This is a genomic window from Fontisubflavum oceani, assembly GCF_030407165.1.
Taxonomy (GTDB): Bacteria; Pseudomonadota; Alphaproteobacteria; order Rhodobacterales; family Rhodobacteraceae; genus Rhodophyticola; species Rhodophyticola oceani.
Map to the genome: position 1 here is coordinate 3529351 of NZ_CP129111.1, position 22131 is coordinate 3551481.

A 22131-nucleotide genomic window follows, 5' to 3' on the forward strand; every position below is an offset into this window, starting at 1 on the left:
AGGCGTTCCAGCAAAGCATCCTGTTGTTTATCCAGCTCTTTGATCTGGCGTTTCAGTTCAGCTTTCGCTTGGTTGCCCTGATCCATGCGCTGACCCCATGCGTCTTTGAGCATGGCTAGTGCGATATCCAAAAGCTGCCGTGACGGCGTCATGCGTTTGAGCAGAGCTTCAAAGCCCACGTCGATCTTCTCAGCCCGGATGTTCTTGCGATACTCAGAGCAATCGCGTGTTTGGCACCAGTAGTATGGGTAGCGTTTGCCCGTGGCACTCTTCGACCAGCAGGACGTCATAGGCTGATCACAACAGGCACAGGTGACGGTTCCATGCAGCGGGAAGTCTTCATGGATATCTGCGCGTTTGGGCGCAATGGCGCGCGTGGCTTTGCGGGCTTGAACCTTCTCATAGGTTTCCAGTGAGATGATAGGTTCATGATGACCTTTGCGGCGTGCAATCCCCCAAGCTTCATGTTCGACATACCCGGCATAGACAACGCGGCCCAGGATATCGCTCACCTTTTGTTGGCGGATTTCACCGTTGGGCAGGTCTTTCGGAAAGTCGGGTTGCGCTTCGAAAAAGCGTTTCACTTCAACCTGAGTTGAGAAGCGACCAGATGCATATCCTTCGATCCCTTCCTTGATGATGGAGGCAATGGGTTCGACGCGGGTGAGCAGCTTTCCATGCGATCCGGTCTTTCTGTAAGTGTAGCCGATGGGTGCAGCGAAGACAGAATAGCCATTCATCATCCGACCCTTCATACGGTTGGATGTTTGCTCGGCATTCTTCTCCCGCTGGTGCTGGGCGACAGAAGCCAGCATATGCTCAACCAGCCGGGAGTCACTATCCTCACCAAACTCGATAGACGGGCTTTCCAGCACGCCCCCCGCATCACTCAGCGTTTGTCGCAGCGTAATGTGTGCCTGCACATCACGGGCGAAACGGCTGATATCATCAATGATGACGACGATTGAGCCCTTTGAGTGCAGTCGAAGGAAGGCAAGCATCCGATCCATCGCCGGACGCCGTTCGAATTTGCCCGACATGTCATCGGCAAAGACTTCAACCACATCATAGTCTTTTTAGGTCGCATATTCCCGGCAACGGTTTTCTTGAGAGGCGAGGCCGTCACCTTCACGGACCTGCTTTGCCCCCGATACACGAGCGTAGGTCACGGCCTTCTTTGGCTTTGGTTGACGGGCTGCTATCATTGGACCTCCTCTTCTCGCTGGGTCTCAGCCCATTGATCGTTGAGTAAGGATACCAGATCAGCGGACTCCGCATCTAAGCCTAGATCATCTTCTCCACAGATTTGCGTGACAGGGTTCAGGTCAAAGCCCAGGTCAACGAACATCACCACGATGGACCAAAGGGTTTCGATCAGTTCTTTCTGCTGATCCAGCGGCATGTCACTGTCTTCCAGCATTGCCGCATAAACCTCCCAATCGACGAAGAGGCTGGGGCGTGGTGGCAATGCGGGTTGGTTTGGCGGACAGGTCATGCGCGCTCCTTTCTTCAATAGGTTTTTGGAAAATGTGTGTCTCACCTGTGCCTGATGTTCGAAGGCACACTATGAGAACAAATATAGAACATATTCTCACATCCTCCACGATCACGCAAGGAAATAATTCCTATTTCTCATGCGCTTACGCTCTGCCTATCATTGCAAGGCCCCACAACGCGCGGGTGTTCAGCGGGTGAATACGGGTGTAGGAAAAGCCATGAGTTTCGATCCGAAGAACAAAGAGCACAAGGCAAAGCTCTATCCTGTGCTCAAAGCCCTGGCTGATCTTGATCCGCGTAAAACACCAGAACTCATCATTGATGATGCCGTTGGCTATCCGATTGCGCGGGGCACAGACTACGCGCGCAACATGCGTCGTGGTGAAATCAACGCGACGTTTGCAAAGCTGACCTATGATTGGCTTGAGATGCACCACTTCGATCTGGCGCATCGCATCTCACCAGAGATATTCCCGGAAACAGTTGAACAGCGATGGCAGCGCGTTCTTGATGAACGTGCGGTCGAGGGCCGTCTAAAGCTCGTCCTGGTCCCTCGGACAATGGGAATCGTTGAGCGTGAAAGCGAACTCAGGCCTGTGGCTACAACGATCCGGCTTGGTCAACGCTTTTGTTTTGAACTCGACTGCGAGACCGAGGGATACGCAATCGCTATTCAGGGTGTAAGGGGGCAGTGGCACGCAATTACTCTGGGATCGAAAGGTGACTTTGGCCAAGCAGTAAAGCCGGGAAAAAAGTCTTCTGCCGACAAAAGACGACGGGTCTATCGAACCCCTGGTCGAAAACTACGACGCGGGATCACACGTCTTCGCATTTCTATGTATAAATTCACGAGAACTTGTTTATTCCAACAGACTTCCTAATTTTCTCTTCATTTCAGAGAATTATGAATGCGATTTGTACGTATTAAAGATAAGCTTCGCTGTTTAAGTGAAAAAGGGAGTTACATAAGGATGGTGTCAGGATGTTGCAACCTGGTAATCAGTAAAGTCTTTGAACGAGAACCGCGCTGTTTCCCATAGTCCTTCCATTCTGTCCTCTGGCACGTGCGCTGCGAGTTCAGTAGATGGCACAACAAACAACACGGGCATCTCGTGAATGAGCCAGAGATGAAATTGATAAGCGTTTGATTTAGTAGCTGTTCGCCACTCGTTTCTTGTAAGGAAAAAGGCCGCTTCCCGCCTTCCCATCCGGCTGCCTTTGACTTCGATTTTCAAGCGGTCTGCATTTGTGGCATCTACTACAGATAGGACATCATACCCAGCAACATTGGTTTGTACCGCCTGCCATAGTGGGTCCTTGCCGGTTCGATCCTTTTCATACTTCAATGACAAACGTTCAGCGTTGCGTCCAACCTGATGGTTTACCTTGGATCTTTCTGAGCGAACTGTTTCTGATGCTTGATCCCACCAAGTAACAGTATCATCGTCAAAACCATCTGTAAGCTCGCATTCCCTGAAACATTGTTGGGCGTCGTCCGGCATTACTTTAAGGGCTTCAAACCGCCCTAAAGTTAATCTTCTAGCCCACGGCGGTGGTGAAGATGAAAGCACATCAAGGATTTGTTCTCTCAGACAAACAGCTTCCGCTCTGTAGCTGACAAGTGTTTGCCCACGTTCAGTTAAACCGATGCGTCCTTGTTCAGTGACTCGTATCCATTGGCAGGTTTGGGAGAGGGAAAGAACGGCTCTACCATCAGCAACTTCAATTCTGCGAAAACTACTTTCAAAGTTATCTAAATTAAGCGTGCCGTCTCTGACAATCTTCAGAAATGTTTGACACGAGTATAATACACCAACGGATAGCATCTTTAAGCTACCTGCTCAGATAAATGTGAATAAAAATCAATAAGATCTTTCTCATCAAAACCGTCTGCGTCCAGATCGATAACCTCAGGTTCCACATTGATCGAAGGATCATCCAGAACGCGCGCCATATGTTCAATCTTTAGCGTTAACCGTCTATCCACTGATTCATCAATTGTGCCGGGCGACTGTAGAATTTCGACAAATGTGTCTTGTTCTGGAGGCAGCCCAAGTCGATGTATGCGGTCTTCGGACTGTAGATACTGAGCTGCATTGTAGTTGCGATCGAGGTAGATGGCGTGGTGGCATACGGTATGTAAGCTGATGCCTTCTCCGCATGCGGCGGGATTTGCAACAAGGACCCAACAGTCCGGATCATCGTGGAACCGCTTGATCTTTTGCTCCCGCGTTCCTTCTTCGTCTTCGCTACCGGCATCCACGCCTCCATGGATGTAGTCAGCGCCGATATCTACGAGTCTATTAGAAACCAATTCTACGTTTTGAACGAAGCTAGACCAAATAATCGATTTGTGACCCTCGAAAGCAAGCTCCCGAGCTCGGTAGCATGCGTACTCTAGCTTTGGGCTGTCACCTTCGCTGAGGACCTCCGAGAGCAGAGTGTCATACTGAAAGTCAAGTCGCGCCAACAAGGAAGGGTTGGCTGCAACTTGTAGCAGCCTTAGAGCGCTTTTGCCCGCGCGGCGGAGCGTTCCAATATCCGCTCTAGAGAGGTTCGCCTTAGACTGTCTGGCGGCTTCAGAACGCAAGAGTTGATACAGCTCAAATTGGGCAGGCTTCAAAGGTATTCGCTTAATAGTCTTTATTGGGCTTTCCAGGCCCAATTCAGATTTGGTTGTTCTAACGTAAACGGGCTGTATGTACTGCTCGACGGATTCTTCATCTGCCAGGATTTCTGGATAGAGAAAGCGAAATTGTGGAACTAGGTCTGAAACATCATTAGGCATCGGCGTCCCCGACATGATCAACTTATTTCTGGGCAGTTGAGATATCGAAAGGATATTGTTTCCGATGACACCCTGAAAACCTCGCTTTATTCGATGGCTTTCATCGAGAAAAACGAAGCTAGTTCCCGTTTCAATGTAATTTGCAAGCAATGAAAGAACATGGGGAAGTTGCTGATAAGTAACGAGTACTTTACTCGGATTTTGTTTGAGAATGATAGAGATGTTTCGCTTACCACCACGTAGGCGAACAAATTGTTCTTCTTCCGGCATGCATATAGCAAGCTGCTCTTCCCAAGCAGCAAAAGCATTCTTTGGACATACTACCATCAGTCTGTCATCAGCAGCTTTCTTCAAGGCAAAGTAAGCGAGTGCTTCCGTCGTCTTTCCTGCACCAGGCACTGAAAATGTGGCTGCTGACGGTAAAGAAATTATGCGGGTAACGTTTCTCAGTTGATGATGTGTCAGGCTTCTAACAAACCCAGTTTTCCGGAGATTCTCTGCGACATCTTTTTCGGATTGAGCAATGCCCAGCCTAGCTTGATCGTATTGATCAATTGCTTGTTGAGAATGGGCTAGATGTTCTGCAGCGGCATCGGTATATCGTAGAGGCAGATCAAACCGTCGTGCTTGATACTCTATTTCGTTCAGGCAGCCTAAGAATGACCACCAAGGAATGCTAACAGACTGCTTTGAAGTAATGTTCGCGTCAGCGAATGAATCCTGACAGATACGTCGAACCGCACGCCAAGCACTGGCAGGTCCGAAAACTTCGACTTTGGCAAAGCGCTGTTTGCTATCGTAGTCTACAGTTATAGACTTATCCATCGTCCTCCGCCCATTTGCGAAGTTCACCAATCAGCGCTTCAATTTCGTTAAGGTTTCCGACTACGCCAGATTTTGAGGATTCGTTACCAATCCCACTTAGAGCGTCTTGAAGATTTTGTTTGGCCTGTAAAACAAATCTCGAAACATGCTGTTCTTTTTTCTTGTCCCGCGCGCGTGCGGCAGCGGAAACTAGTGTCTCTTGGATTACCTCACGAGCACGTTCGAAGTTTTCCGCCTCCTCCAGAATGTGAACCAACTCCGCATCAACCTGTTCTTCGGTTTTGTTTGTGTCATCGATTTCAAACTCAACGCTGAGGTCTTCTTTGATGTCGTCTAGGTTTTCTGCTGCTTTTTGTATCTCAGCGTATGTTCTTGTGCCTTCTGCAGCTTCATCAGTGAGGCAGAACGCAGTTTTCTCAAAAACTTCTTTTGAGGTAGGTGTCTTGAGCTTTTTTCTGTTTCGACAAATTTGTCGGAACGCAAATTCCTTATCTTCAACGATTGAGTACTGCCTAGGTGTGCCTCGGCTCTCTAGGTAGTCGTCCGCGTAATCTAAGCAGTCCAAAAGCTCTTGTAGTTGGTTCTTCCTGAAAGAGTAGATTGATGATATTTCAAGTTCATTATATTTGAAGTTTTCAGTCTTCTCTCTCATCATCAGAGCTTGAGATGTCCAACTGTACTCGGCCTTCAAGTCCTCCTTTAATTGTAGATCAGCTTCCAGTCTATCTAGATCACGATCATCGCAAGGCGGTAGGATAATGGCATCTATGCTGGAAAACCGGGAAAACTTAGCTGGATCGTCATTGTAGAGCGTACGCCAAGTGCTCAACCGTCTGTTGCCGTTGATAACGTAACCCAGTTGCGAAAGAATTATCGGTTCTTCTTGCTCAGCGGTTTCAAATTCGCGAAACAAATTCTTTGCGCCTTGAGCAAGGTTCGTCAGAATTCCGTGTTGAATTTTTTGTGCAGCATCGGATTCTCCATCTACTCTGAAGAAATCCTCTTCAAAATCAGAGTTTGCTGCGAGATATTCGGCTTGTGAACCAGTAGTTCGGCCATTCTCAAGGCGGTAACGGGGCAGGTCCAATGGCACGCTGTACACTTTCATGTACTGTTGTTTGCCTTGAAAGGGTACAGGGTGAGTATTTGGAACTTCGCTCTTGAGAAGATCTGCTAGGTATTTCTTTCGTTTCGGTAGCGACCAGCCTAGTTCCATTATTACTTCTATCCTTTCCTCACTAACACATTACTCTGCTGCAACCGCGCGCTCGTGGGGTACCAAAGAAAGCTTTGATTTTCTATGATCGTAGATCGGTTTTGCATGTGATCTAAATCTCTCTTCACCTGCGATGGTCCGATTAAGTCTTTTGCTTGCGATTTCCGCGTAGCCAGCGTCAATTTCACAGCCCCAGAATCTTCGTTCGTGCAGTAGTGCAGCGACGCCTGCTGAGGCGGTCCCCGCAAATGGATCAAAAACAAGTCCCTGCTTTCTGGTAAGAGAGAGCACTAAGCGTTCGATTAACCCGACTGGAAACTGGCATGGATGTTCCGTCTTTTCGACGTGCTGTGCTTTGACGTTTGGAATTTGCCAAAGATCGTGCGAGGAGTCTTTTACTTCCCAAACATCTTCAGGATTTTTGCCCAAAGGATTACCAGAAAGCTCGCCAGCTCTTGGTCCTCTATAGGAACGCTTTCCTGGGTATTTAGGAGGTACGCGGACGGCGTCTAAATCAAAATAGTAGTCATCTGACTTTGTAAACCATAGGACTACTTCGTAACGGCCGCTGAACCTCCGGGTCTGGTGGAGGCCGTGCCCAAAATGCCAAACAATTCTGTTCCGCAACTTCATCCCAAGTTCAAAGAAAATGCCATTGAAAAGGAAGTCGAGAGGAATGATCTCACCGTCCTTCACGTAGTTTCCGACTTGAAGGCAGAAACTCCCCGTTGGTTTTAGCCGCGCTACACTTTTTTTGATAATTTCCGTGTGGAAGTAGACATAGTCTTTTAGCTCAGCGTTCTTCTCGTACGGCTTTCCGATATTGTACGGTGGTGACGTCACAATCAGATCGAACAACGGTTGTTCTGGGAGCTTCGTCAGGAATTTCGACGCATCGCACTGCCAGATGCCAGACGACACCGTTTCAACACTTCGCGTGACATTTTTTCGTACTTTTATCTGCTCGACCATCACATTACCTTACCTCTCTGGCACATCATTGTACATGCAAAATCAGCATAGATCTAGTAACTTCTGCGCTCGTAACACACTACATAATGTGTTTCGGGGATTGTGGAAAACGGCGCCTTTCTAAGCATTTAGCGCGTTGACCGATCTACGGGGGTTCAGGCTTCAAAGGCAAGGTTTTCAAAACACGTTGTCAGTTTTTAACTAGCCTGTGCGCATCAGCAAGTTATCGTTTGTAGGTTTGAGCTCTGCCCACTGCCTTGCCCCTTGGGTTCGAAACGCACTGACGTCGCGGTTTTGGTTAATGAGGATGGTGTCGATATCAGCAAACATTGCCTCGGCTGATCCAAGCTCATTCCATGCTTCTGGAATGCCACAGGCTTCTGCAAAGACCTGAGAGACAGCGAGAACGGGCGACATGACAGCCTGTCTGTAGCCCACGATTTCGTCCAATGTCGGCAGGTATTTTGCTGGTAAGTGATCCAAACCTTCGGCCTGCGCACGTTTGATCCCAGGGATCATCGGCAGTTCTGTCAGATGACCTAACAGCATAAACAGGCGTGTAGACGCGAAAGGGTGCTGGCGGATAGGCTTGGATAAACGTCGCTCCTCTGCTTCAATGATGAACAGTACCGCCAGAATGCACACAGCGTAGTATCGGAACAGCGGCCAGTTTTCCTTTGCATAGGCCCCCAGCACGATCTCAGTCGCATCGTGATCGGTTTGCAGTTCCAAACACCTATGGATTTCGGCTTTTTCCTGCTCCGTTAGTTCGCCCAGCAGCGATGGCTGACTTGTATCAAGCTCAACAATGCCCAACCCGGTTGGACATTGAGCTTCAGACAAGCCAGCGCCAGGGATCATGGTGAAGTGACCTATCGCTTGATGATTTAACTCATGCTGCAATAACCAAGCGACAGAGGTTTCAACGGCGCGATCTTCATCCCCTATGAGTTCGATGCGTTGGCTCGATGGAAGGCGGCAAGAGATAGTGAGAGCGTTCGCCCAGACCTCTCGAATGCGCTCCAACGTCCCGCTCGCAATCTCTAGCCTCAGTTCATTGTGATCCATAAAGGCATACGCCCAGAAGTCTTGATGGTCGGCGCAAGTGACGTCGACAGGCGCAGTAAAAGCCTGTCCGACAAGCTCCTCATATCGTGCAAGGGCTTTGGCGAGGGCGGAGTCAAAATACGCTTGATAGGCGTCCATCAGAGCAAAAGGCATTCACGACACCTTTGGAAATGACACCCCAAAAGGGATTACCGAACCACCATGGGTCGGCTTAAGAACTACCGCAAGATGTGTGTGGTAGTACCACACCTCTTGAGAAGGGGCTGCTGCGCTCCCCCGTTCTATCCCCCTCAGCCAGTGATCACGGCAGGCATTGAGCCTTCTATGATCACCAAACATATCGCTGTTTGATCCCTCGTCGGGGAGATGTCATCTCTCCCCAACACCCCATAGACCAACCGTCTGCCGATTGGATGCGCACCACCGTTTCATCGGTGGACCAGACCACGGGGCTATCGCGCCCCATTGGATGCCCACTCGCAGGACTTGGAGATTTGCCTCTCCACCTGCACAGACCCATGCACCACCGGATCAGTCCGTTGGATCACTGTGCGGGGCTGCCGCCCCCGCGTAGATCAAAGGGTGGGTCCTCGCCATGCTCGCTTCATCTGCATTGCAGCTGCGCGTGGCTCTGGTCCCAGGCTGTGCCTGCCTTTGATCTTTGCACCCCCACTCCTCGGCGGAAGCCAGACGGTTGCAGGAGCAAACCGCCCATGGAGATTTCTTCATCCGTAGGATCGATGAAGTTGTTGCAGTCTTAAGAGCTGTGAGAACGCCGCTTCAAAGTTCCAATGCAGAGCATCACACAACCGTAAACCGCAACGCTCGAAGCCAGCCAAAACAACATCTTCTCGCCCTCAAGCGCATTGGCAAAGCCCTGGAAATTGACCATCTCGACATACAGGAAATAGGCCCCGTATCCGAAAAGACCCATCAGTCCAATATTCAACCACGGGTTCATAAGGAAGCGGGCTAAGACTTTATCTGGGTTCTCGCTGATCCAGACTTTGGACTGATCTCCAATCGGATCATGCGAAATACCTTCCATATAGTATGGAAAGCTCATCCGTTTCTGATCCACTTGGCCAGTCTCAATAAACTGCTGTACCGCTTCAAGGCTGGCGACACGATCTGTCTCTTCTGGGATACTGATGAAGCACTCAGGTGCTGCTGTCGAAGCAACTGCTACTACTAAACCGGAAGCTTTTTCCGCTTTTCTCCGTTCCAGACTGTTTCGCAGTCCTGTCCCCATCGCAGCGCCAGCGTTATGTGCGCCTTGAAGAATGCCAGCCCCACCATTGCCTGACACGAACTGTGCTGCCTCAACAGTTCGGCTATGCACCGAACGGATTTTGTCTCGGGGCACTTTCAACGCGGTCCAACTGCGGTTCGGTTCTTTCCAGAAGACGATGATGATGCCCGCTTTGGCGTCTATGGCAAAGCCACCAGTCTTTCTGACGAGGCCATAATCCAGCTTCCGAATCGAGTGAAAGTTGAACTTTTCGATGCGCTCCATGGCATACCCTTAGCAACTGTTTGGAGTTGCAAAGGGGTCCCTTTTCTTAGTCTCAGTTATGCAGGCGACGCACACAGCTTTCTGGAGTTTTCCACAGTAATTTCAGGTGCATAGAGTTGCCGTCAGACTAAGGTGGAATTGGCTTGCAAAGGGACCCCTTTATGCAAGCTGATAACCAAGCAAAAACCGCTACTTGCCGAGACAAAATGACTCACCACCCTAGAGGAATGAGTTCGAACATCCACGATCGGCATCAATCGAAACACCGGCGAAAAATTGGATATGTCCGCGTATCCGATGCCGATCAAAGCGAGGCATTACAGGTTGATGCTTTGATCAAGGCAGGATGCGTCAAACTATTCACCGATCATGGCTTATCAGGCGCGAAGCGACGCCGACCCGGATTGGAGGCGATGCTGGACGATCTCCAAGCCAACGATACACTGACAGTCTGGAAGCTGGACAGGCTAGGCCGCTCAACCATTCACCTGCTCTCTATCCTCGAAGAACTGCAGACGCGGAACATCCATTTCCATGCCATCACGCAGGGCATCGACACATCCACAGCCGTAGGTCGTATGATCTTTGGTCAGTTAGTGGTGTTTGCTGAATACGAACGCTCTCTGATCTCAGAGCGCACCAAAGCGGGCATGGCAGCAGCCAAAGCCAGGGGCGTGCATGTGGGACGGCCTAGGTCTGGTCAAAAAAGTCAACAAATTGTATCCAGTTGTTGACCATTGCCCTTCGAGAACACACATGCCCCGAACCTACGAAACGACGACACCAACCGACAGCGATGCAATCCGCGAAGAACAATCTGGTGTCGTTCTACAATTCAGAAACACCCCGGACGCATTAAGGCGTCTTTCCGAGCGTTCTAATGAAAATACAAACTACGACAGAGAGCGAGATCACCTGCGTTCAGAAATGGGGTTTCAGAAGCATCGTCACTTTGCTGAAGCCCGGGCGATGGATCGGATTCTCGCACTTGAACTCCAAGCCATTGAAAAATTTCCCATTGAACGCATCCTCACAGCAACTGATCCTGAAGAGAACCAAGCGTTGTATGAAGAAATCTGCCAGATCGAGAATAGCTATATCAACCAACTCATTACCCTTGACTACGAAGCCGGAGCGGAGTTTGGAGCTCAGCGGGGTCTGTCACGCATCAATTTGGAAAAATTCTTTCTCTCAAAGGTAGAATTGTGTTACGCTAAAGGTATAAAATTAAACAAAAAAATATTGACGACCATATTTTGACGAATACGGAACTACGGCTGAACGATTTAAAAAAGCAAATCCGCCATTTCTTCAACGAGGCGCGGAAAATTGGTCGAAATGAACCCGAAACTTTCCGATCTTTCGCAAATGATGTGGCAGTTCTAACCACAGAAGACATAGAGCCAGCAGTACCCATTCCAACTAAAGCACCCGAACTTTACAAAGATCGAAAGAATAAGTCTGAGAAACCCGAAGCCTTCCTTGAGCGCGTCTATGAAGGTCTCACAGGCACACCTGAACGTCCCGCAAAGATCGTCAGAAGTCACATCAAGGCATTGGACCATCGGCTTTATGAGGCTTTGTATAAGCGTCGAAAAATAATTGATAATTTCGAGACCCTACTTCCCCCATCACAAGGCAAATCGGTGGACGACCTAAGTGTGTCACCGTCGGAATTTATGAACCGATACCGAGAGAGAGACGCTGCCAGAAAACGGCAATATCGAAAAAGTAATATGTCCTAGGACAGTTAACTTAATGAGAATCTTCTTCTAGCTTCTCTGGGCATAGGCGCTGTGCGGTGCAGCGTCTTTAGCTCGGGAGAACCCCATGACTTACAAGACCAATGAACCTGCTTGGAAAAGCGGCTACAATGGCAACCAAGCGCCTTCCAGCGGGACGCCTCACCAGCAGTTCCAACACGAGCAAGGCCGCCTGCAAAAACTCGCAGAACAGCAAAAGGCGCACGAAAAAGCCTGGAAGAAAAAGACTTCGTAACAGTCTTTGACGGCTCCGACCTGATGGGGCCGTCATCCCCCCCAAAAAACTTGTGGTGAAACCCATGCTGCACTTGACGAATGTTGGGGCGGTCGCGATGGCGCTCGTCTTGTTTCAAACAGCAACTCTGGTCATTGGTGGTCACATCGCCAAAGAAACATTAGCAGGGTTCTACGACGCATTTCCCCAGTGGTGGCAGCGCATGTTGATCGTTATCGTGCCGCTTTCTGGCTTGGGCAACTTGCTCGCAGCCTATGCCTTTCAGGCACCTGTTGTTGCGGGTGTTTCGTTTTTAGTTATGGGCCTGTGGTCGCCAATCTTGATGGCCTTGATTATTCAGGGACGTGGCTTTTCGGGCATTGACCTTCTCATCATGATCGCAATTTCGTGCCTGGGCCTGTGGCTCGGCGTTCGCCTGGAAGCCACACAATGATAAAGTTCAACGACCTTCCTCGAGGCCTTCCCGGCACCAATACATCAAGCGATACGGCCCCTCGTGCTCTCTGGGTCGATCCAAAGGAACTGAGCTCACATCCGAATTGGACATATGAAGCAGGCAAAGTGTTTCTTGGCTCCTCTTGCGAGAAACCCATTGGCTTGAGCGATAATCGTCACTTGCTAACCATTGCCGGGTCCCGAACTGGCAAAGGCACCTCAGCGATTGTGCCAAACCTTCTGATGTATCCAGGATCAGTCCTTGTTCTTGACCCCAAAGGCGAAAACGCCACGCTGACAGCCGAGCGACGGGGCAAAGGTCGGCGCATCAAAGATGGTGGCCTTTGCCATGACGTCTATGTCATTGATCCGTTTGGTGTTGCACAAGTTGACCAGGATTATCGTGCGGGGTTCAATCCACTGGCTGGGCTTGATCCGGCAAGCGATGACTGCATTGATGAATGTGATGCGATTGCTGACGCGCTCGTCGTCGAGGAAGGCAATAGCAATAATCGATACTTCTATGATGCTGCACGACTGGCTTTGCGCGTATACATCGCTTTTGTAGCAGCTTACCCTCAGATCAAGGAGAGGTCGCTCAACGAGGTCAAACGACTGATCTTCGCGCCCCGCATCGCAGTTGACCCTGACAAATACAAAGATGGATCGATCCCGGACATCAATAGCCCGGAAATATGCTTCGACGAATTGAACGGTTTGATGGCGGCCCGCCCGGACTTCGCCTTTGGTATCCCTTATGAAGCCGCATCGATGTTGTTGAGCCTTGGTGATCGCGAGTTTGGCAGTGTCATGTCAACGATCCAAAACCAGCTCGGCTTTATCTCATCACCGCCAATGGCCCGCACGCTTGCTGGCGGATCACGCGCACCTGACCTGACCACATGGAAGAGTGGTGGCAGTTCAGTCTATCTCTGCTTGCCAGCAGGTCGGTTGCATCGACATGCACGATTTTTCAGGCTGTTCATCAACCGTCTGATGAACGCGATTGAAACCAACCCAACTGTTCCGGACGTGCCTGCTCTCATGATTTTGGATGAGATGCACGTTCTCGGCCACATGAAGGCATTGGAAACCGCTGCCGGATTAATCGCGGGTTTTGGGGTGCGTATTTGGTCTTTCTTTCAGGACTTATCGCAGTTGAAAGATATCTATGGCGACCGCTGGGAAACGTTCCTCGGCAACGCGTCTGTGTTTCAGACGTTCGGGCTCAACGATATGGGATCGCTCAAATACATCTCAGAGCGTCTTGGACAATCCGGTATGCTGAAAGTGTCTCAGGGTGAGCAGACCACAAACCAGGCAGCGGCTGGGTTTACAGGCCAATCGCGCAGTGTGGAAGGAGCACCACTTCTTACACCGGACGAGGTTGCAGCGTTCTTCTCGCGTCAATCAGGCAACCAGCTCATCATCTATCCGGGTGTGAGCCCCATTTTTCTGAAGCGCGTTCCCTATACTGACACAAGCTTTGACGACATGAGACCGCAGCTATGATGCAGGAGTTTTTCTATCTTCTCGGACAAAACTTGCGCCAAAAGACGCCTGCAACTCTTGGTGTTTTGACGGGGCTGTTAGCGGTCGGCTTTATTGTCGGTGGTGTGATCGATGAGCTTTTCTGGACAGGGCCATTTGTTTTGGTGGTGTCAATTTTGGTGACCTTCTGGGCCGCATCGCGAGTCAAGCAGCTATCCTGGTTTTTCGGCGAACGAGAACAGCCAGTCTCTGACGAAGATCACTCAGCTACTAAAGGCAAAATTCGAGCCGACAGTTCAGACGACACAGCAGAGCATGCATCCCAACCATCTATCGCTGAGCCTGTTGAGCTCGCGGGTGCCCTCACGCCCCGTGAAGCACCGGTGGGAACGTCCGTTGTGTCTATTGCACCAGACCAAGCAGTCGTCCGGGTTAATTCTGTCATCCACTTTTGGTGCTGGTTTGCACCGCTCGCATTGGGTGCGGGTGCGTTTCTCGCAACGCCACTTGGGGCTCTGATCGGCTACCAACTCTATAAGCAGTCTGTGCCGTGGCATCAGTTTGAAGCCGAAGCCGCATTCTATGCAAGTTTTTGGGGTGGCACGCTCGTTTTCGGACTGTTCATTGCGGCTGCAATCTGGAGCTACTTTGCCAACAGACCAAAGGTAAAGGTGCTCATCACACCGGACGCGATCCGTTACGGCGACATCCTGTTTGATCGCCGTCATGCAGCCGGATTGCGCATAGGCTACAAGTCACATGCCGCTGAACTCAAAGCCAACATTACGGATGATCGGTTCGGTGTCTCAAGGTTGCGGCTGGCCTACGGAAACTGGGGCGAAGACTTAAAATACATGGTCAACAGCTATCATGCCGATGAGATCGTGATCTGGTTAAACGGAATTATCAACAATGTCGGAGCCCCGCCACCAAAGCAGTATGATCCCAACAAAGGCACAAAACCGGAATTGCTGTAGTTACAAATCCGGTTCCTGAGACCGATCCTGTTTTATCTCGCTCGTGCGGTCTGACGCTCGCTTAAACGCTTTGGCAAAGTCACTGGCCGACACCTGACCTTGCTCTAGGTTCTCCTTTAACGCCTTGAGAGCGGCTTTTTCTTGTTCAGTGATAAGAACTTCGCCGCGCTTCATGCTCTCGGCATCCACAGCCTCATCGCCAGTTTCCACTGCGAAAACCGTGTCGTCTGGAAGCCCTTCAAGATAAGCTTTGCGCTGTTCTTCGGGGGAAAGTTCAGGTTCGCGCTGGCTATCGTCTTCGATGTATACCGTCACATCGATCTTGGTATAACCGCTGCTGCCATGAAAACCGAGTGTTGGGGCAATGACAGCGTTTCCCAGAGAACCACGGGGAGCTCTTTCCTTGTCGGCAACATGATTTGGCTTGTGTTTGCGATCAGTGTTTTCCTTGGCACCTTCATCATCATCTGCCATTGAAAATCTCCGCTAAAGCTTCGGGTGTAGTTATGAAACTAGCTGTCTGGGTCCAGGTCTTCTAGATCGGCAAGCATTGATGGATGTGCAGGAGGACACCAAGGCGGTCTTGGTTTGCCGTCGCGTTCGAACCTTAAGTAAACTTGGTGCACCGCATTTGCATATGCTGTATCCCGGTCACCGTGTTCAGGTCGCATCGCGTGCTCAACGTCGGCTATGAATCGCGGTATGTTTCCTTTCATTTCCGTCTTCAGCCAATCAAGATAGGCCCAACTTATCCGATCAAGTCTGATCGTGATTGTCTCTCCGAAAAGGCCTTCCATTTGCCGCCCGACGACCTCACACGGGTCTTCATCAAAGTAGTCCCACCATGTTTCTGAAATAATTATGAAAGTGTATCAGAACTCAGTATTTTTGCCAGCTTTTCATACGCTTACCTCATGGGGACAAGTCGATCTCATTTCGTTTTGAAGGGCCTCTCGCTCTGTCTTTTAGCTGACGTTGAAACCCAGCCACGAAACGCAACTGATCATAGACACTTCTCGCAAGCTCTGATCGTTCCTTTTGGTGTTGTCGCCGTTGGTCGCGAATTCGCTTTTGGAGCCCTTGCCGATCCTTCATCTGCGCAATCACGAGCCGATCCCGTTGATCCTGATCCCGATTGGCACAAAGGATTGCTTCACGTTCATTCTGGGCTTTGATTTTCGCATGATGGCCCGTCAGCCGATCAAACAGACCGCGCAGCCCACCATTGAGACGTACCATACGCGCTTTGTTTTCTGCATCCCATCGTTCAGATTGACAATCACGCAATCGTTTTCGCTCATCACGGTGGGCTTTGGTCATGATGCGGTGATCTTCACGCAGTGGTTCGAGTTCTGCTTCATGACGATCTTTCGTCTGTTCGATGTAGCCTCGCATTTGGGCGCAGACCTTGGACCGAATGAAGGATTTGGTTGCATCCACCGAAGGCAGATCATCAGGTGATCCAAGTTTGTCGCGCACGTCCTTGGTTTTGACACCTGTCCATTTGGGGATGGCATAGGCTTTGCCATCGACATCCAACGCGACAAATCCGCGACGGTCGCCTTTGGCGAGGAAGAACCCGCGTTCTTCAAGCGCATTCTTAAAACCGATTTGGCTGTCTGATCTCTCCCAGGCCTGCTGAAAGACCTGTTTGATCTCTCTGGGATCAATGCCCTGCCGTTTGGCCTGTTGCCATTCTTCAAGTGTGAAGTTGAGTGGGCTTTTGTTGCCATAGGTCGCCAATCCTTCCGGCAGCACCCAGCCATGATCCAAAAACAGATCGCGCGCGACATTCCGCAATTTGTTTTTGTAATGGGGCAGATTGATCGCTTTCATCTCATCTACGTCGATACGTGACCAGACGACATGCGCATGAAGGCGACCTTCTTTCTCATGGATGACGATGGCACGGGATTGGTCGGACAAACCCAAGGCCTGTTCAGCCCGATCCGCTGCATCCAGGAAGTCTTGCTCCGTTGCGATATGCTGCTCTGGCGGGTTCAGGCTCAAAGAAAACAGATACTGTTTGCACTGCGTGGCCTTCGAGACTGCGTGCGTTTCTTTCAAAGCCCCATGCAGTGTCTCAGCCACAAATCCACGTAGCTCTACCAGCTCCACATGATCATTATCCCGATCATTCACCAGATGATCTGCCAAAGCAGACGCACCTGCTCGCTGTGACCCAACGAGGATCATGGCTTTGTTCCAAGGGCCTGCATCAGCTTGGCCCGCATCCAAGCAACATCAAGCAGAGCTTCAGCCAGATCGCGTTCCAGCTCTTCATCGACAACAAGCGTGCCCTGGTTCAGATGCTTTGCGATCTGGTTGAGGTTGTTTGCAGTGCGAGACTGGCCAATCCGCACAAGCACCTCAGCCAAGAGCTGTTGCTCCGCAACAGGTGGTTTTTTCCTCTTCCGGTATGTGGGGGCCTCCGAGGCAAAAACCACGGACTTGATATAAGACCCAAGCGGCATTGATCCGGCCTGCGTCTCTAGTTGCTGGCGTTCATCAGCACTCAACCTTAGCGAAAACGGGGCAACACGGCTCATGGACGTGGCCCCCGCAACTCTGGAATATTTTCGTGCTTGAGAAGCTCGTGCCAGCGTTCAAGCTCTTCAAACAGTGCATCAATATCATCGATGCTAAAGTCTGTGGATGGGGAGCCATCGGTGCTTGCGACATCTGAGAAATCAGACACACTGGAGTTCGAACACGCTCCGTTTGAGCGCACCATTTCATCTTCTCCGCCGCGCAGATTTGGCGTCCTGAGATGGATCGGCGACCGGGAGCCAGTCAGTTTATCTCAAACGTTTCGATACCCCGGCTTGTAGCCTTGCGCTTTCGGGACCCGTTTCCGAAAGCAGTCTTACTGATCTCGCTGATGCCGCCCAATTGACACGATCGGCCATGGTTTCATGGGTGCCGCACATTCAGAGCCGTCATCGCAGACGCCCATACCTCGATAGTATTATGCAGCCCATTGCGGTTGATTGAGAAACGCAATGCCGTCCGGCGGGCAATTGATCTGTCGCATATCAGTAGATGGCGTTGTGGCCATAATGCGGCGCATCAGCATGCTTCTCTCTCAGGTCATTTCATGTCCGATTCTACACCATTGCCCAAACACGGGCTGACATCCGCAGCCGTCGCCGAAGCCAGGGACCGTTACGGCTGGAACGAACTGCCAAAGGCCAAACGGGTCCCTTGGATCTTGGTTTTGCTCAGGCAGTTCACCGGACCTTTGGTATTGATCTTGATTGCGGCCGCCGCCATCGCTCTGGTCTTGGGCGAAGTTGTAGATGCCATAGCCATCGGCCTGGTCGTCTTGCTCAACGGTATCTTGGCTTTGTGCAGGAATGGCGGGCCGAAAACGCGCTGGACGCGTTGCGTTCGATGCTGACCCCAACCGCTTTGGTTCTACGCGATGGGGAGGAGCATGTGATCCCAGCCCGGGAGATTGTGCCGGGCGATTTGGTCATCGTTGCCTCGGGCGACAGTGTCCCCGCCGACCTGACGCTGGTCTCGGCAACGGAATTGCACGTCGATGAAAGTGTTGTGACGGGCGAGTCCGTCGCGGTTAGCAAGCGCGTCGGCGCGGACACCGACGCAGGCCGCCTTCTGATGGGAACCGGCGTGACCGCAGGGCGTGGCGAGGGGGTTGTCTCGGCCATCGGCGCGGCGACCAGTTTTGGGTCGATCGCCGAAATGACCCAATCCGTTGGTCAGAAACAGACGCATCTGCAACGCAAACTGGGGCATTTGGCTCGACAACTTGGCATTGCCGCCCTGCTGATTGCGGCGGCGATTGTGGCGCTTGGGACATACGTTGGACGACCGCTGTTCGAGATGTTCATGACCGGCCTCTCGCTCGCCGTGGCGATGGTGCCTGAAGGCCTCCCTGCCGTCGTTACAATCACGCTGGCGCTCGGCGCATCCGTGATGGCGCGGAAACGGGCGCTCGCGCGGCGGCTGCAGGCGATTGAGACCCTAGGCGCGGCCTCCGTGATTTGCACCGACAAGACCGGGACACTGACCGAAAACAAGATGACAGCAACCGAGGTCTGGACCTTGGATGCGACGTATCACGTCACCGGAACCGGCTATGACCCCGCAGGCCATATCGAGCGCGATGGGCTGCGGGTCCGGGCGGTGGATGACCCGGTGCTGGCACTGCTGCTTGAAACCGGGTTGACCTGCACCCATGCGCGATTGCGGCGGAGCGGCGGCGACTGGACGATGATCGGGACGCCAACCGAAGGCGCCCTGGTCACTTTGGCGTATAAAGGTTGGGCACCGGCCCCGCAGGACGTGACCGCCGAACGCCCCTTTTCAAGCGAACGCAAGCGGATGAGTGTGGTTGCCCCAGTAGCAGGTGGGCACCGGCTGTATATGAAAGGGGCGCCTGAGGCTGTTTTGGCCTGCGCGACAACCCTGCAAACGGCGGATGGCCCCATCCCTCTGACGGAGAGCCTGCGCGATCAGGTGTCGGAGACCCATCGCATGATGGCCGCGCACGGGCTGCGCGTTATTGCGTTGGCGTGGCGTGAAGCTGACAAGGATGACCTGGAAGAGGAAAGCCTGACCTATATCGGTCATGTCGGCCTGATCGACCCACCCCGGCCCGAGGTGAAAGACGCCGTAACGCAAGCGAAACAGGCGGGCATTCGCGTCATCATGATCACCGGCGACAGCCCGGTGACCGCCGGCGCGATTGCCGCGCAGCTTGGGATGGGAGAGCCGCGCTGCATCCAAGGTTCTGAACTCGATGATCTCTCAGATGAGGCTTTGGATCGGCTTCTGGCCGAAGATGTGATTTTCGCGCGGACGCTGCCCGCTCATAAGATGCGGATCGTCGCGACGCTTCAGGGTCAGGGGCAGATCGTTGCGATGACCGGCGATGGCGTGAACGACGCCCCTGCCCTCAAGCGCGCCGATATCGGCGTGGCGATGGGCATTCGGGGCACCGATGCGTCGAAGGATGCCGCCGATCTGGTCCTGCTCGACGACAATTTCGCCACCATTGTCGGAGCCATCGCCGAAGGGCGGCGGCAATTCGACAATGTGCGCAAATTCGTCCGCTATCTCTTATCCTCCAATGCGGGCGAGGTACTGGCGATCTCGGTCAATCTGTTGCTCGGCGGGCCGCTGATCTTTCTGGCGACGCAGATCCTCTGGATGAACCTCGTCACCGATGGGGTCACCGCTGTGGCCCTTGGATTGGAAAAGGGCGAAAAACAGCAGATGGAGCGCCCGCCCCGCCGCCGGGACGAGCCGATTTTGGGCGGGCATGGCTTTGCCCTGATCCTGCTCTTCGGCACCTATACGGCCACGGCCAGCCTGTGGCTGTTCTATAGCTTGATGCCGCTTGGCGTTGATCTGGCGCGCACGGCGGCGTTCACGGGCATGGTCGTCTTTGAAAAGATGAGCGTCTTTGCTTTTCGGTCCCTCACGCAGCCTTGTTCGCGGATCGGCTGGTTCAGCAATCCGTTCCTGATGCTGGCGCTTGTTGTCACCCTGTCTCTGCAGGTTTTGGCCGTCTATTGGCCGCCGCTGCAGACGCTTCTGCGCACGGTGCCGCTCGACGCCGGGCACTGGGCGGTGATCGCCGCCTTGGCCCTGCCGCTGATCCTGGTGCCGGAAGGGGTGAAATTCCTGGCCACACGCCGGGCTGTTCCGGGGAATGTGGCATGACCCTTTCTCGCGCGATGGTCCTGACAGTACCAGGTCAACCTTTGCAGATGATCGCCCGCCCCTGCCCCGAACCAACTGTCGGCGAGGTCTTGATCAAGGTCGAAGCCTGCGGCGTGTGCCGGACTGATCTACATGTGGTCGATGGCGAGTTGCCCAAACCGAAGTTACCGCTGGTACCTGGGCACGAGATTGTGGGCCGGGTGGCGGCTCTTGGCCCTGATGCGCCGGGAGATCTGGCGTTGGGCACCCGGGTTGGCATTCCCTGGCTCGCCTGGACCTGCGGCAGGTGCCGCTATTGCCGCGCGGGGCAGGAAAACCTCTGCGATCAGACGCGGTTCACCGGCTACTCCGCCGATGGTGGCTATGCCGAGCATTGCGTGGCGGATGGTCGCTATGTGCTGCCCTTGCCGGCGGAGGCCGATCCGGTCGCTCTGGCGCCGCTGCTCTGCGCTGGTCTGATTGGTTATCGCACGCTGTCCTTCGCGGGCGACGCCAAGCGGATCGGCATTTACGGCTTTGGCGCGGCGGCCCATATCATTTGCCAAATTGCCCGCCATCAAGGGCGCGAGATCTATGCCTTTGTCCGGCCCGGAGACGAGACGGCAGCGGATTTCGCGCGCAGCCTTGGGGCGGTTTGGGCTGGCCCCTCGACCGCGCCGCCGCCTGAGGAACTGGACGCGGCCCTGATCTTCGCGCCCGTCGGTGACCTGATTCCGGCGGCGCTGAAAGCGGTCCGCAAGGGCGGGCGGGTGGTCTCAGGCGGCATCCATATGAGCGGCATCCCAAGCTTTCCCTATCGCGATCTTTGGGAGGAGCGGTCAATCTATTCTGTGGCCAATCTCACCCGGCAGGACGGGCTCGACTTCTTCCCGCTTGCTGAAGCCGCAGGCGTCAAGACCGAGACAACACCCTACCCGTTGGAGGACGCCAACCGCGCATTGGACGACCTGCGCACGGGGCAGTTGCAGGGGGCGGCTGTGTTGGTGCCTTAGGCGGTGGCTTGCAGCAGCGTCGTGACGTCGGCATCGCTTAGTTGATCGAAACGTTGGTAATGGGCGCCGATCGCATAGAAGGGCTCCGGCGTCACGAGGCAGATCAGGTGATCGACCTCCTGTTCAAACTGCCGGAGGGTTGATGCCGGAGCTACGGGCACGGCCAGGACCAGCGGCCCCGGGTTCTGCGCCTTCAGCCCCCGAAGCGAGGCGCGGATCGTTGCGCCCGTCGCAATCCCATCGTCAACCACGATCACCGGGCGTCCGGACAGGGCGACCCGGTCCCGCCCTTTCAGATACCGGCGACGCCTGCGCGCGATCTCGATCAGAGCATCCGCCTTCAACGCCTCGATTTGGCCGTCGGTCAACCGGCTCCGCGCACGGATATCTTCATTGAGAACAAGTTGAGGCGGGTCGCCATCGACAACGGCCCCAAGCGCCACTTCGGGATGGGAGGGCAGCCCAAGCTTGCGCGCGAAGAGCAAATCCAAGGGCGCGCCGAGCCGTTGCGCAACTTCGGCGGCCACCGGAACCCCGCCGCGCGGTAACGCCAAGACGACCGGATCGGCCAAGGTCGGCTCGACCGGAATCAACTCGGTGAGTTTGGTGGCCAGCAACCGCCCGGCGTCGGCGCGGTCTTTGAAGGTGGGGCCTATCCTCATCGG

The 22131-nt window shown here is 53.0% G+C and carries 23 protein-coding genes and 2 pseudogenes; 12 read left to right on the forward strand and 13 right to left on the reverse strand.

Annotated features, from left to right (window positions below; all coding sequences use genetic code 11):
• Window positions 1-227: 227 nt before the first annotated feature.
• A pseudogene (locus QTA57_RS18510) lies at window positions 228-512 on the reverse strand (recombinase zinc beta ribbon domain-containing protein); the annotation flags it as partial.
• Between QTA57_RS18510 and QTA57_RS17900 the strand changes: the two are divergent.
• Window positions 429-599: a hypothetical protein gene (locus QTA57_RS17900; RefSeq protein ID WP_290152926.1), complete on the forward strand. Its 171-nt coding sequence runs from the start codon at window positions 429-431 to the stop codon at window positions 597-599. The pseudogene QTA57_RS18510 and the gene QTA57_RS17900 overlap by 84 nt on opposite strands.
• A gap of 195 nt (window positions 600-794) precedes the next feature.
• Here QTA57_RS17900 and QTA57_RS17905 read toward each other — a convergent pair.
• Window positions 795-1040: pseudogene (locus QTA57_RS17905) on the reverse strand (recombinase family protein); the annotation flags it as partial.
• Between the two features lie 161 nt (window positions 1041-1201).
• Window positions 1202-1495: a hypothetical protein gene (locus QTA57_RS17910; RefSeq protein WP_290152928.1), complete on the reverse strand. Its 294-nt coding sequence runs from the start codon at window positions 1493-1495 to the stop codon at window positions 1202-1204.
• Between the two features lie 220 nt (window positions 1496-1715).
• On the opposite strand from QTA57_RS17910, the gene QTA57_RS17915 reads away from it, so the two are divergent.
• Window positions 1716-2378 carry a hypothetical protein gene (locus QTA57_RS17915; RefSeq protein ID WP_290152929.1) on the forward strand — a complete coding sequence of 221 codons (663 nt, stop codon included), beginning with the start codon at window positions 1716-1718 and terminating at the stop codon, window positions 2376-2378.
• 96 nt (window positions 2379-2474) lie between these two features.
• On the opposite strand, the gene QTA57_RS17920 is transcribed toward QTA57_RS17915, so the two are convergent.
• The 6 genes from QTA57_RS17920 to QTA57_RS17945 all read right to left on the reverse strand — a co-directional run bounded on the left by QTA57_RS17920 (window position 2475) and on the right by QTA57_RS17945 (window position 9882).
• Window positions 2475-3323 carry a DUF3883 domain-containing protein gene (locus QTA57_RS17920; protein WP_290152930.1) on the reverse strand — a complete coding sequence of 283 codons (849 nt, stop codon included), beginning with the start codon at window positions 3321-3323 and terminating at the stop codon, window positions 2475-2477.
• 2 nt (window positions 3324-3325) lie between these two features.
• A complete protein-coding gene (locus tag QTA57_RS17925) occupies window positions 3326-5110 on the reverse strand; it encodes a DEAD/DEAH box helicase (protein WP_290152938.1) in 1785 nt (594 codons plus the stop codon).
• Window positions 5103-6326: a hypothetical protein gene (locus QTA57_RS17930; RefSeq protein ID WP_290152940.1), complete on the reverse strand. Its 1224-nt coding sequence runs from the start codon at window positions 6324-6326 to the stop codon at window positions 5103-5105. Before QTA57_RS17930 ends, QTA57_RS17925 begins: the two co-directional genes overlap by 8 nt.
• A gap of 30 nt (window positions 6327-6356) precedes the next feature.
• On the reverse strand, window positions 6357-7298 hold the full coding sequence (locus QTA57_RS17935; protein ID WP_290152941.1) for a DNA-methyltransferase: 942 nt from the start codon (window positions 7296-7298) through the stop codon (window positions 6357-6359).
• 201 nt (window positions 7299-7499) lie between these two features.
• Window positions 7500-8519, reverse strand: coding sequence for a hypothetical protein (locus QTA57_RS17940; RefSeq protein WP_290152943.1), 1020 nt, complete (start codon window positions 8517-8519; stop codon window positions 7500-7502).
• Window positions 8520-9123: 604 nt separating this feature from the next.
• A complete protein-coding gene (locus QTA57_RS17945) occupies window positions 9124-9882 on the reverse strand; it encodes a hypothetical protein (protein ID WP_290152944.1) in 759 nt (252 codons plus the stop codon).
• A gap of 161 nt (window positions 9883-10043) precedes the next feature.
• On the opposite strand from QTA57_RS17945, the gene QTA57_RS17950 reads away from it, so the two are divergent.
• The 7 genes from QTA57_RS17950 (at window position 10044) to QTA57_RS17980 (ending at window position 14783) form a co-directional block, all read left to right on the forward strand.
• Window positions 10044-10616 (forward strand): recombinase family protein, encoded by a 573-nt coding sequence (locus QTA57_RS17950; protein WP_290152945.1) that lies wholly within the window; start codon window positions 10044-10046, stop codon window positions 10614-10616.
• Between the two features lie 22 nt (window positions 10617-10638).
• The gene (locus tag QTA57_RS17955) at window positions 10639-11142 is read left to right on the forward strand and encodes a hypothetical protein (protein ID WP_290152947.1); all 504 of its coding nucleotides are present in this window, start codon (window positions 10639-10641) and stop codon (window positions 11140-11142) included.
• Window positions 11139-11627, forward strand: a complete 489-nt coding sequence (locus QTA57_RS17960) for a hypothetical protein (protein ID WP_290152949.1) — start codon at window positions 11139-11141, stop codon at window positions 11625-11627. The genes QTA57_RS17955 and QTA57_RS17960 overlap by 4 nt, the downstream gene beginning before the upstream one ends.
• Window positions 11628-11712: 85 nt before the next feature.
• Complete coding sequence (locus tag QTA57_RS17965) at window positions 11713-11880, forward strand: hypothetical protein (RefSeq protein WP_290152951.1); 168 nt, start codon at window positions 11713-11715, stop codon at window positions 11878-11880.
• 64 nt (window positions 11881-11944) lie between these two features.
• Window positions 11945-12313, forward strand: a complete 369-nt coding sequence (locus QTA57_RS17970) for a hypothetical protein (RefSeq protein ID WP_290152952.1) — start codon at window positions 11945-11947, stop codon at window positions 12311-12313.
• Complete coding sequence (locus QTA57_RS17975; RefSeq protein ID WP_290152953.1) at window positions 12310-13827, forward strand: type IV secretory system conjugative DNA transfer family protein; 1518 nt, start codon at window positions 12310-12312, stop codon at window positions 13825-13827. The genes QTA57_RS17970 and QTA57_RS17975 overlap by 4 nt, the downstream gene beginning before the upstream one ends.
• Entirely contained in the window at window positions 13824-14783 is a 960-nt protein-coding gene (locus QTA57_RS17980; RefSeq protein ID WP_290152954.1) for a hypothetical protein, read from the forward strand. Before QTA57_RS17975 ends, QTA57_RS17980 begins: the two co-directional genes overlap by 4 nt.
• Here the strand turns inward: QTA57_RS17980 and QTA57_RS17985 are convergent, their stop codons facing one another.
• The 3 genes from QTA57_RS17985 to mobC form a co-directional block, all read right to left on the reverse strand.
• Window positions 14784-15257: a hypothetical protein gene (locus tag QTA57_RS17985; protein WP_290152955.1), complete on the reverse strand. Its 474-nt coding sequence runs from the start codon at window positions 15255-15257 to the stop codon at window positions 14784-14786.
• Window positions 15258-15695: 438 nt separating this feature from the next.
• Window positions 15696-16940, reverse strand: coding sequence for a relaxase/mobilization nuclease domain-containing protein (locus QTA57_RS17990; RefSeq protein ID WP_290152956.1), 1245 nt, complete (start codon window positions 16938-16940; stop codon window positions 15696-15698).
• A 35-nt stretch (window positions 16941-16975) separates the two neighbouring features.
• Window positions 16976-17332, reverse strand: a complete 357-nt coding sequence (gene mobC, locus QTA57_RS17995) for a plasmid mobilization relaxosome protein MobC (RefSeq protein ID WP_290152958.1) — start codon at window positions 17330-17332, stop codon at window positions 16976-16978.
• Between the two features lie 548 nt (window positions 17333-17880).
• On the opposite strand from mobC, the gene QTA57_RS18000 reads away from it, so the two are divergent.
• From QTA57_RS18000 to QTA57_RS18010, 3 genes are read left to right on the forward strand one after another with little or no spacing between them, the layout of a single operon-like run.
• Window positions 17881-18183, forward strand: a complete 303-nt coding sequence (locus tag QTA57_RS18000) for a cation-transporting P-type ATPase (protein WP_290152960.1) — start codon at window positions 17881-17883, stop codon at window positions 18181-18183.
• Window positions 18177-20474 (forward strand): cation-translocating P-type ATPase, encoded by a 2298-nt coding sequence (locus QTA57_RS18005; protein WP_290152961.1) that lies wholly within the window; start codon window positions 18177-18179, stop codon window positions 20472-20474. Before QTA57_RS18000 ends, QTA57_RS18005 begins: the two co-directional genes overlap by 7 nt.
• Window positions 20471-21466: a zinc-dependent alcohol dehydrogenase family protein gene (locus QTA57_RS18010; protein WP_290152963.1), complete on the forward strand. Its 996-nt coding sequence runs from the start codon at window positions 20471-20473 to the stop codon at window positions 21464-21466. The genes QTA57_RS18005 and QTA57_RS18010 overlap by 4 nt, the downstream gene beginning before the upstream one ends.
• Here QTA57_RS18010 and QTA57_RS18015 read toward each other — a convergent pair.
• Window positions 21463-22128 carry a phosphoribosyltransferase gene (locus QTA57_RS18015; RefSeq protein WP_290152964.1) on the reverse strand — a complete coding sequence of 222 codons (666 nt, stop codon included), beginning with the start codon at window positions 22126-22128 and terminating at the stop codon, window positions 21463-21465. The two genes, QTA57_RS18010 and QTA57_RS18015, sit on opposite strands and share 4 nt — an antisense overlap.
• Window positions 22129-22131: the final 3 nt, after the last annotated feature.

Excerpts from the sequence above, each read along its gene's own strand:
- QTA57_RS17900 (WP_290152926.1), top strand. The coding sequence starts at position 429 with ATGATGACCTTTGCGGCGTGCAATCCCCCAAGCTTCATGTTCGACATA.
- QTA57_RS17910 (WP_290152928.1), bottom strand. The coding sequence starts at position 1,495 with ATGACCTGTCCGCCAAACCAACCCGCATTGCCACCACGCCCCAGCCTC.
- QTA57_RS17915 (WP_290152929.1), top strand. The coding sequence starts at position 1,716 with ATGAGTTTCGATCCGAAGAACAAAGAGCACAAGGCAAAGCTCTATCCT.
- QTA57_RS17920 (WP_290152930.1), bottom strand. The coding sequence starts at position 3,323 with ATGCTATCCGTTGGTGTATTATACTCGTGTCAAACATTTCTGAAGATT.
- QTA57_RS17925 (WP_290152938.1), bottom strand. The coding sequence starts at position 5,110 with ATGGATAAGTCTATAACTGTAGACTACGATAGCAAACAGCGCTTTGCC.
- QTA57_RS17930 (WP_290152940.1), bottom strand. The coding sequence starts at position 6,326 with ATGGAACTAGGCTGGTCGCTACCGAAACGAAAGAAATACCTAGCAGAT.
- QTA57_RS17935 (WP_290152941.1), bottom strand. The coding sequence starts at position 7,298 with ATGGTCGAGCAGATAAAAGTACGAAAAAATGTCACGCGAAGTGTTGAA.
- QTA57_RS17940 (WP_290152943.1), bottom strand. The coding sequence starts at position 8,519 with ATGCCTTTTGCTCTGATGGACGCCTATCAAGCGTATTTTGACTCCGCC.
- QTA57_RS17945 (WP_290152944.1), bottom strand. The coding sequence starts at position 9,882 with ATGGAGCGCATCGAAAAGTTCAACTTTCACTCGATTCGGAAGCTGGAT.
- QTA57_RS17950 (WP_290152945.1), top strand. The coding sequence starts at position 10,044 with ATGCAAGCTGATAACCAAGCAAAAACCGCTACTTGCCGAGACAAAATG.
- QTA57_RS17955 (WP_290152947.1), top strand. The coding sequence starts at position 10,639 with ATGCCCCGAACCTACGAAACGACGACACCAACCGACAGCGATGCAATC.
- QTA57_RS17965 (WP_290152951.1), top strand. The coding sequence starts at position 11,713 with ATGACTTACAAGACCAATGAACCTGCTTGGAAAAGCGGCTACAATGGC.
- QTA57_RS17970 (WP_290152952.1), top strand. The coding sequence starts at position 11,945 with ATGCTGCACTTGACGAATGTTGGGGCGGTCGCGATGGCGCTCGTCTTG.
- QTA57_RS17975 (WP_290152953.1), top strand. The coding sequence starts at position 12,310 with ATGATAAAGTTCAACGACCTTCCTCGAGGCCTTCCCGGCACCAATACA.
- QTA57_RS17980 (WP_290152954.1), top strand. The coding sequence starts at position 13,824 with ATGATGCAGGAGTTTTTCTATCTTCTCGGACAAAACTTGCGCCAAAAG.
- QTA57_RS17985 (WP_290152955.1), bottom strand. The coding sequence starts at position 15,257 with ATGGCAGATGATGATGAAGGTGCCAAGGAAAACACTGATCGCAAACAC.
- mobC (WP_290152958.1), bottom strand. The coding sequence starts at position 17,332 with ATGAGCCGTGTTGCCCCGTTTTCGCTAAGGTTGAGTGCTGATGAACGC.
- QTA57_RS18000 (WP_290152960.1), top strand. The coding sequence starts at position 17,881 with ATGTCCGATTCTACACCATTGCCCAAACACGGGCTGACATCCGCAGCC.
- QTA57_RS18005 (WP_290152961.1), top strand. The coding sequence starts at position 18,177 with ATGCTGACCCCAACCGCTTTGGTTCTACGCGATGGGGAGGAGCATGTG.
- QTA57_RS18010 (WP_290152963.1), top strand. The coding sequence starts at position 20,471 with ATGACCCTTTCTCGCGCGATGGTCCTGACAGTACCAGGTCAACCTTTG.
- QTA57_RS18015 (WP_290152964.1), bottom strand. The coding sequence starts at position 22,128 with ATGAGGATAGGCCCCACCTTCAAAGACCGCGCCGACGCCGGGCGGTTG.